Source organism: Pseudomonas fluorescens (assembly GCF_003732425.1).
Classification (GTDB): domain Bacteria; phylum Pseudomonadota; class Gammaproteobacteria; order Pseudomonadales; family Pseudomonadaceae; genus Aquipseudomonas; species Aquipseudomonas fluorescens_BE.
In genome coordinates this window covers 296697-304252 of sequence record NZ_MOBX01000001.1, presented here as the reverse complement: position 1 = coordinate 304252, position 7556 = coordinate 296697, and the positions used below count along the sequence as shown (strand labels likewise).

At 53.4% G+C, this 7556-nt stretch carries 10 protein-coding genes and 4 tRNA genes; all 14 read left to right on the top strand.

The window, feature by feature from the left end; translation table 11 throughout:
* The first annotated feature begins 127 nt into the window (after positions 1 to 127).
* The 14 genes from birA to rplL all read left to right on the top strand — a co-directional run bounded on the left by birA (position 128) and on the right by rplL (position 7439).
* Entirely contained in the window at positions 128 to 1081 is a 954-nt protein-coding gene (gene birA, locus BK670_RS01550) for a bifunctional biotin--[acetyl-CoA-carboxylase] ligase/biotin operon repressor BirA (RefSeq protein WP_123448317.1), read from the top strand.
* A complete protein-coding gene (locus BK670_RS01545; RefSeq protein WP_123448316.1) occupies positions 1071 to 1823 on the top strand; it encodes a pantothenate kinase in 753 nt (250 codons plus the stop codon). Before birA ends, BK670_RS01545 begins: the two co-directional genes overlap by 11 nt.
* A 7-nt stretch (positions 1824 to 1830) precedes the next feature.
* Entirely contained in the window at positions 1831 to 2262 is a 432-nt protein-coding gene (locus BK670_RS01540; protein ID WP_123448315.1) for a hypothetical protein, read from the top strand.
* 143 nt (positions 2263 to 2405) lie between these two features.
* Positions 2406 to 2490: transfer RNA gene (locus tag BK670_RS01535), tRNA-Tyr, on the top strand.
* A 25-nt stretch (positions 2491 to 2515) separates the two neighbouring features.
* Positions 2516 to 2589: transfer RNA gene (locus BK670_RS01530), tRNA-Gly, on the top strand.
* Between the two features lie 26 nt (positions 2590 to 2615).
* A tRNA-Thr gene (locus BK670_RS01525) sits at positions 2616 to 2691 on the top strand.
* Between the two features lie 85 nt (positions 2692 to 2776).
* Positions 2777 to 3970: an elongation factor Tu gene (gene tuf / locus BK670_RS01520; RefSeq protein WP_024014521.1), complete on the top strand. Its 1194-nt coding sequence runs from the start codon at positions 2777 to 2779 to the stop codon at positions 3968 to 3970.
* A gap of 53 nt (positions 3971 to 4023) precedes the next feature.
* Positions 4024 to 4099 (top strand) — tRNA-Trp (locus tag BK670_RS01515).
* A 45-nt stretch (positions 4100 to 4144) separates the two neighbouring features.
* Complete coding sequence (gene secE / locus BK670_RS01510; RefSeq protein ID WP_007916493.1) at positions 4145 to 4513, top strand: preprotein translocase subunit SecE; 369 nt, start codon at positions 4145 to 4147, stop codon at positions 4511 to 4513.
* Positions 4514 to 4522: 9 nt separating this feature from the next.
* A complete protein-coding gene (nusG, locus tag BK670_RS01505; RefSeq protein WP_007957598.1) occupies positions 4523 to 5056 on the top strand; it encodes a transcription termination/antitermination protein NusG in 534 nt (177 codons plus the stop codon).
* A gap of 117 nt (positions 5057 to 5173) precedes the next feature.
* Complete coding sequence (gene rplK, locus BK670_RS01500) at positions 5174 to 5605, top strand: 50S ribosomal protein L11 (protein WP_003228756.1); 432 nt, start codon at positions 5174 to 5176, stop codon at positions 5603 to 5605.
* Positions 5605 to 6300: a 50S ribosomal protein L1 gene (rplA, locus tag BK670_RS01495; protein WP_003228754.1), complete on the top strand. Its 696-nt coding sequence runs from the start codon at positions 5605 to 5607 to the stop codon at positions 6298 to 6300. Before rplK ends, rplA begins: the two co-directional genes overlap by 1 nt.
* Positions 6301 to 6498: 198 nt before the next feature.
* The gene (gene rplJ, locus BK670_RS01490) at positions 6499 to 6999 is read left to right on the top strand and encodes a 50S ribosomal protein L10 (protein ID WP_008081912.1); all 501 of its coding nucleotides are present in this window, start codon (positions 6499 to 6501) and stop codon (positions 6997 to 6999) included.
* A 74-nt stretch (positions 7000 to 7073) separates the two neighbouring features.
* Positions 7074 to 7439: a 50S ribosomal protein L7/L12 gene (gene rplL, locus BK670_RS01485; protein WP_003228750.1), complete on the top strand. Its 366-nt coding sequence runs from the start codon at positions 7074 to 7076 to the stop codon at positions 7437 to 7439.
* Positions 7440 to 7556 lie beyond the last annotated feature (117 nt).

Sequence of the window (7556 nt, the reverse complement as noted above, 5' to 3'; positions counted from 1 at the left end):
TTCCGAAACCCCAATTGCGAAAGCAGTTGGGGTTTTGTTTTGTCCGCAGGAAATGTATCTGCTTGATTTCTATGCAACGGCCCGGGGCATGGCTATTATTCGGGCCTCATTGTGAGGCGAGACTTGCATGCTGACGTTGTTGAACCTCCTGAAAGATGGTCGATTCCATTCTGGTCAGGATCTGGGTACCGCCCTGGGAATAAGTCGAAGTGCGGTGTGGAAGCAGCTTCAGCATCTGGAGGCTGAGCTTGGCTTGTCCATCCATAAAGTTCGAGGGCGGGGCTATCAATTGGCTGCGCCGTTGACGTTGCTCGACTCTCGGACATTATCAGCAATGGCGCCAGATTGGCCGGTTACTGTCCTGGATTCTGTCGACTCGACAAATGCTGAAGCCTTGCGTGCGATTGGCCAGGGTAGTTTGGCGCCCTTTTTAGTGCTCGCGGAGCGGCAAATCTCTGGGCGTGGGCGACGAGGTCGTAAGTGGGTGAGTCCCTTTGCAGAGAATCTCTATTACAGCCTTGTACTTCGCATCGATGGCGGAATGCGCCAGCTCGAGGGCTTGAGTCTTGTTGTGGGGCTGGCTGTTCTGCAGGCTTTGAGAAATTTTGGAGTGCCAGGTGCGGGCTTGAAATGGCCTAACGATGTCTTGGTGGGTAACAAGAAAATTGCCGGCATTCTCCTTGAGCTCGTCGGGGATCCGGCAGACGTTTGCCATGTGGTGCTGGGAATCGGCGTTAACGTGAACATGCAGGAGGCTGATGGGGTGGATCAGCAATGGACGTCGATTCGGCTGGAATCAGGCAGGAGCACTGATCGCAATGCGTTGGTGGTGGAGCTCAGTAAGCAGCTAAGTGATTACATTCAGCGCCATCAGGTAGTTGGTTTTTCGGCTCTACAGGCGGAATGGGAGGCAAATCATTTGTGGCAAGATCGCTCTGTGTCATTGATTGCGGGTTCCAGTCAGATAGATGGTGTTGTGCTCGGAATCGACAGTCAGGGTGCACTGCGCCTGAAGGTGGATGGCGTGGAAAAAGTCTTTAGTGGTGGTGAGCTCAGCCTGAGGTTGCGTGATGATTCTTGAGCTCGACTGTGGGAACAGTTTTATTAAGTGGCGAGTGCTGAAGGCTGCGCTCGGCGCTCTGTTTTCCGAAGGGGTTGTCGACTCTGATCTCGCATTGCTTGAGAGTTTGAGGGCCCTCGATGGGCTTGTGCTTCGCAAGTGTCGCGTGGTCAGTGTCAGGACTGCGGAGGAGACTGACGCATTAATCGAGGTTATCGAGCGGGAGTTTGGTATTTCGGTGGTGTGTGCGAAGTCCGCTCGTGAAATGTCTGGCGTCAAAAATGGTTATGAAGACTACGAGCGTCTAGGACTTGATCGATGGCTGGCCATGCTTGGCGGGTTTCACCTTGCGTCGGGCAGTGCTTGTCTGGTGCTTGATTTCGGTACGGCGGTCACCGCAGATTTTATTGCTAAGAATGGTGAGCATCTGGGCGGTTTTATTTGCCCCGGAATGCCGTTGATGCGAAATCAATTGCGTACGCATACCCGTAAGATTCGCTATGGAGATCTTGCTGCCGAGCGCGCGTTGTCCAGCAGTGCGCCTGGGCGAACCACCGTTGAGGCGGTGGAGCGAGGGTGTTCACTGATGTTGCGGGGTTTTGTATTGACACAGTTGGAGCTGGCGCGCTCCTACTGGGGGGGCGACTTCGCAGTATTTATCACTGGAGGGGATGCTGAATTGGTTGCGGGTGTCTCGCCTGAGGCCCGAGTTGTACCTGATCTGGTGTTTGTGGGGCTGGCTATGGCGTGTCCTTTTTCCTGAGGTTTGTATGCGTTGGTTGTTTCTCCTGCTTCTTGTTCTTAATGTTTTCTATTATGTCTGGCATCAACAGGAGGCGCCCTTGCGGGCGAAGGATGTAACGCCTCTCAGTTTGTATAGAGGCCCCCAGCAAGACATTCGCTTGCTCAGCGAAACGACAGGTGATGTTCGGGAAGGGCTGGTGGGGCGTCGGCAAGAGTGTCTTTTCCTTGGCGGCCTTTCTCGGCAGGAGTCGATTTCAGCGCTTCAGCAGCGTTTGGCTGAAATGGGGGTCGATGTAAAATCCTCGTCGAAGGACGCTTCTGGGGTCGGTTATTGGTTGTCTGTCGCGCCTCAGAGCCAGCGTTTGCTAGGGGATGCTCAGTTGCAAAACCTTTCCAAGGAATTCAATGAGTTAAAACATAAAATAATGCCGTGTGAGGGGGTTGCACCTGCTGAATAGTTTGCATAGAATGGCGCCCGCTCCACAGCGAAGACCTAAACGGGAAATCAAAGTGAGGCGATGTCAACGCAGCTAACCTCAGGTTTTTAAATGAGAAAATGCTTGACAGGGGTTTGGCATAGTATAGAATGCCGGCCTGATTAGGAGGGGTTCCCGAGCGGCCAAAGGGATCAGACTGTAAATCTGACGTCTACGACTTCGAAGGTTCGAATCCTTCTCCCTCCACCAGATTTAAGCGTGAGCTGCAGGCTCTGCGGGTATAGTTTAGTGGTAGAACCTCAGCCTTCCAAGCTGATGATGCGGGTTCGATTCCCGCTACCCGCTCCAAGTTTGCAGGTTGTGCGAAGTGTTTCGCTCTTGTAGCTCAGTTGGTAGAGCACACCCTTGGTAAGGGTGAGGTCAGCGGTTCAAATCCGCTCAAGAGCTCCATATAACAAGGCAGATATGAAAATATCTGCCTTTGTTTTAATGGTTGATATTGTTTGTCTAATTTCTTCTGTTGAGGGTGATATCGATGGCTAAGGAAAAATTTGATCGTTCCCTGCCCCACGTCAACGTTGGGACCATTGGTCACGTTGACCACGGTAAAACCACTCTGACCGCTGCTCTGACTCGCGTCTGCTCCGAAGTTTTCGGTTCGGCCGTAGTTGAATTCGACAAGATCGACAGCGCTCCAGAAGAAAAAGCTCGCGGTATCACCATCAACACCGCTCATGTTGAGTACAACTCGACTATTCGTCACTACGCTCACGTTGACTGCCCAGGTCACGCTGACTACGTGAAGAACATGATCACTGGTGCTGCCCAGATGGACGGCGCGATCCTGGTTTGCTCGGCCGCTGATGGTCCGATGCCGCAAACCCGTGAGCACATCCTGCTGTCCCGTCAGGTAGGCGTTCCGTACATCGTGGTTTTCCTGAACAAGGCTGACCTGGTAGACGACGCTGAGCTGCTGGAACTGGTTGAGATGGAAGTTCGCGACCTGCTGTCCACCTATGACTTCCCAGGCGACGACACTCCGATCATCATCGGTTCGGCTCGTATGGCTCTGGAAGGCAAAGACGACAACGAAATGGGCACCACTGCCGTTCGTAAGCTGGTAGAAACTCTGGATACCTACATCCCAGAACCAGTTCGTATGATCGACAAGCCATTCCTGATGCCAATCGAAGACGTATTCTCGATCTCGGGTCGCGGTACTGTTGTGACTGGTCGTATCGAGCGCGGTATCGTTCGCGTTCAAGATGCACTGGAGATCGTTGGTCTGCGTGACACCACCACCACCACCTGCACCGGTGTTGAAATGTTCCGCAAGCTGCTTGACGAAGGTCGTGCTGGCGAGAACTGCGGCGTTCTGCTGCGTGGTACCAAGCGTGACGACGTTGAGCGTGGTCAGGTTCTGGTTAAGCCGGGTTCGGTTAAGCCACACACCAAGTTCACCGCAGAAGTTTACGTTCTGAGCAAGGAAGAAGGCGGTCGTCACACTCCGTTCTTCAAAGGCTACCGTCCGCAGTTCTACTTCCGTACTACTGACGTGACTGGTAACTGCGAGCTGCCAGAAGGCGTTGAAATGGTAATGCCAGGTGACAACATTCAGATGACTGTTACCCTGATCAAAACCATCGCGATGGAAGACGGTCTGCGTTTCGCTATCCGTGAAGGCGGTCGTACCGTCGGCGCTGGCGTCGTAGCTAAAATCATCGAGTAAGTAGTTGTAATGTATTTTTCGGGCCGGCATAATGGTCGGCCTGATTTTGTTTTAGGTCAGTAGCTCAATTGGCAGAGCGACGGTCTCCAAAACCGTAGGTTGGGGGTTCGATTCCCTCCTGACCTGCCAGATTCACTCGGTGTGTCTGGCTTTCTTTTCACAGGATCTTCATAGATGACTCCTAAAGCTGAAGCTCAAGGCTCTCGCTTCGATCTGCTCAAGTGGCTTGTAGTTGTCGCTTTGGTGGTTGTTGGCGTTGTTGGCAATCAGTATTACTCTGCTTCGCCGATCCTGTACCGTGTGCTCGCTTTGCTTGTCATTGCTGCTGTAGCTGCCTTTGTAGGCCTGCAGACTGCGAAGGGCAAGTCTTTCTTTGTACTGGTTAAGGAAGCTCGCACCGAGATTCGTAAAGTCGTTTGGCCAACTCGCCAAGAAACCACGCAGACCACCCTCATTGTGGTGGCTGTTGTTCTGGTTATGGCGTTGCTGTTGTGGGGGCTTGATTCCCTGCTCGGCTGGCTTGTTTCCTTGATTGTCGGCTAAGGGTGTCCCGTGGCTAAGCGTTGGTATGTTGTGCATGCTTACTCGGGTTACGAGAAGCATGTGATGCGCTCGCTGATCGAGCGCGTAAAGCTGGCTGGCATGGAAGATGGCTTCGGCGAGATTCTGGTTCCCACTGAAGAAGTGGTTGAAATGCGTAATGGCCAGAAGCGCAAAAGCGAACGCAAGTTCTTTCCAGGCTATGTGCTGGTTCAGATGGATATGAATGAGGGTACTTGGCACTTGGTCAAGGATACTCCTCGGGTGATGGGTTTTATCGGCGGTACTGCTGATAAGCCTGCCCCAATCACCGATAAAGAGGCGGAAGCAATTCTGCGTCGTGTTGCTGATGGTAGCGACAAGCCTAAGCCGAAGACTCTGTTCGAGCCAGGTGAAACGGTGCGAGTCAATGACGGCCCATTTGCTGATTTCAATGGCGTTGTTGAAGAAGTTAACTACGAAAAGAGCCGGATCCAAGTGGCGGTGCTCATTTTCGGTCGCTCTACTCCGGTGGAGTTGGAGTTCAGTCAGGTCGAAAAGGTCTAACTGAACAAGCATCCCAACCCCGCAGCCCTAGGCTGTGGGGTTTTGTCGTCACTGGGATAAACGCGCAAGTAACCGGGGAGCCTTTCGAGGCGTTCGAACCCGTAATTGGAGTGCCTCATGGCCAAGAAAATTACCGCTTACATCAAGCTGCAAGTGAAGGCCGCTCAGGCTAACCCAAGTCCACCTGTTGGTCCTGCTCTGGGTCAGCACGGCGTGAACATCATGGAATTCTGCAAGGCTTTCAACGCCCGTACTCAGGGTCTTGAAGCAGGTCTGCCGACTCCAGTGATCATCACTGTCTATAGCGACCGTAGCTTCACTTTCGAAACCAAATCCACCCCTGCTTCGGTTCTGCTGAAGAAAGCGGCCGGTCTGACCAGCGGTTCCGCTCGTCCGAACACCGTTAAGGTTGGCACTGTTACCCGTGCTCAGCTGGAAGAAATCGCGAAAACCAAAAACGCGGATCTGACTGCAGCTGATATGGATGCAGCCGTGCGTACTATCGCCGGTTCTGCTCGTAGCATGGGCCTTAACGTGGAGGGTGTGTAATGGCTAAGCTGACCAAGCGTCAAAAGGCTATCGCCGGCAAAATCGAAGCAGGCAAGGCCTACAACATTGTAGACGCTGCTGCTCTGCTGGCTGAGCTGTCGACTGTCAAGTTCAGCGAGTCGTTCGACGTTGCTGTAAACCTGGGTGTTGACCCGCGTAAATCCGACCAGGTCGTTCGTAGCGCTACTGTGCTGCCACACGGCACTGGCAAGACCGTTCGCGTTGCTGTGTTCACCCAGGGTCCAGCTGCTGAGGCCGCTCTGGCTGCCGGCGCTGACCGTGTAGGTATGGACGACCTGGCTGCCGAAATGAAAGGCGGCGACCTGAACTATGACGTGGTTATCGCATCCCCGGATGCAATGCGCGTTGTAGGTCAACTGGGTCAGATCCTCGGTCCACGTGGCCTGATGCCTAACCCTAAGGTTGGTACCGTAACTCCGGACGTAGCTACCGCGGTTAAGAACGCTAAAGCTGGTCAGGTTCGTTATCGCACCGACAAAAACGGCATCATCCACACTTCCGTTGGCAAGATCGGCTTCGATGCCGTCAAGCTGAAGGAAAACGTTGAAGCCCTGATCGCTGATCTGAAGCGCATCAAACCAGCTTCTTCGAAAGGTATCTACGTCAAGCGCGTTACCCTGAGCACCACTATGGGCCCAGGTCTGGTTATCGACCAGAGCTCGCTCGACGCGTAAGACAAAGGTTGGCGCGACGGTTCGCGCCAATTGAAAGATTGGGGTCCCTGCCTGGCGGGGGCTATCCAAGACCGTAGGCGACGCAAGTCTTAAACCATAAGCCTACGCAGATGGTGCTCCCGGTTCCTTACCGAATCAGACACCAAAACGACATTCGGTTCCGATCGAATGAAACGGTAACAAGCAGGAGTTAAACCCGTGGCAATTAATCTCGAAGACAAGAAGGCCATCGTCGCTGAAGTCAACGAGGCTGCCAAAGTCGCTCTGTCCGCTGTCGTGGTTGATGCACGTGGCGTAACAGTAGGCGCAATGACCGGACTCCGTAAAGAGGCTCGTGAAGCTGGCGTTTACGTACGTGTTGTACGTAACACCCTGCTCAAGCGCGCTGTTGCTGACACTCAATACAGTGTCCTCAACGACGTGTTCACCGGCCCGACCCTGATTGCATTCTCGAACGAACATCCGGGCGCTGCTGCCCGTATCTTCAAAGAGTTTGCCAAGGGTCAGGACAAGTTCGAGATCAAGGCAGCTGCGTTCGAGGGCAAGTTCCTCGCAGCTAATCAGATCGACGTACTGGCAACTCTGCCGACCCGTGACGAAGCAATTTCTCAGCTGATGAGCGTGATTCAAGGCGCTACCAGCAAATTGGCTCGTACTCTGGCGGCAATTCGCGACCAGAAAGAAGCTGCCGCAGCCTAAGGCTCGTCAACTTCTCGCGTTTTTTGTTTATTTCGATGGTCGCGTAGGCCGTCCCCCAATTCAGGAATTGAGTCATGTCTCTGACTAACGAACAAATCATCGAAGCAATCGGCCAGAAATCCGTAGTGGAAATCGTTGAGCTGATCAAAGCGATGGAAGAAACCTTCGGTGTTACCGCTGCTGCTGCTTCGGCTGGTCCAGCTGCTGCTGCCGCTGTTGTTGAAGAGCAAACCGAGTTCAACGTTGTTCTGCTGGAAGCTGGCGAGAAGAAGGTTAACGTGATCAAGGCAGTTCGTGAACTGACTGGTCTGGGCCTGAAAGAAGCCAAAGAGAAAGTAGACGGCGCTCCTCAGGTTGTAGCTGAAGGCGTTTCGAAAGAAGCTGCTGAAGACGCTAAGAAGAAGCTGGAAGAAGCAGGCGCTAAAGTCGAACTGAAATAAGTATCGACTTTGCTCCTCCAGCCCGAGCGTCAAGCGACAGGCTGATGGCTGGTGGCTCTTGCCACCGGCCTTTTTCCGTTATTGGCAGCCGACTGGGTCGGTGCTGATAAAGGCGCT

What these genes read in the sequence shown, in the direction of transcription:
- birA (WP_123448317.1), top strand. Translation starts at nt 128, where the DNA reads ATGCTGACGTTGTTGAACCTCCTGAAAGATGGTCGATTCCATTCTGGT.
- BK670_RS01545 (WP_123448316.1), top strand. Translation starts at nt 1,071, where the DNA reads ATGATTCTTGAGCTCGACTGTGGGAACAGTTTTATTAAGTGGCGAGTG.
- BK670_RS01540 (WP_123448315.1), top strand. Translation starts at nt 1,831, where the DNA reads ATGCGTTGGTTGTTTCTCCTGCTTCTTGTTCTTAATGTTTTCTATTAT.
- tuf (WP_024014521.1), top strand. Translation starts at nt 2,777, where the DNA reads ATGGCTAAGGAAAAATTTGATCGTTCCCTGCCCCACGTCAACGTTGGG.
- secE (WP_007916493.1), top strand. Translation starts at nt 4,145, where the DNA reads ATGACTCCTAAAGCTGAAGCTCAAGGCTCTCGCTTCGATCTGCTCAAG.
- rplK (WP_003228756.1), top strand. Translation starts at nt 5,174, where the DNA reads ATGGCCAAGAAAATTACCGCTTACATCAAGCTGCAAGTGAAGGCCGCT.
- rplA (WP_003228754.1), top strand. Translation starts at nt 5,605, where the DNA reads ATGGCTAAGCTGACCAAGCGTCAAAAGGCTATCGCCGGCAAAATCGAA.
- rplL (WP_003228750.1), top strand. Translation starts at nt 7,074, where the DNA reads ATGTCTCTGACTAACGAACAAATCATCGAAGCAATCGGCCAGAAATCC.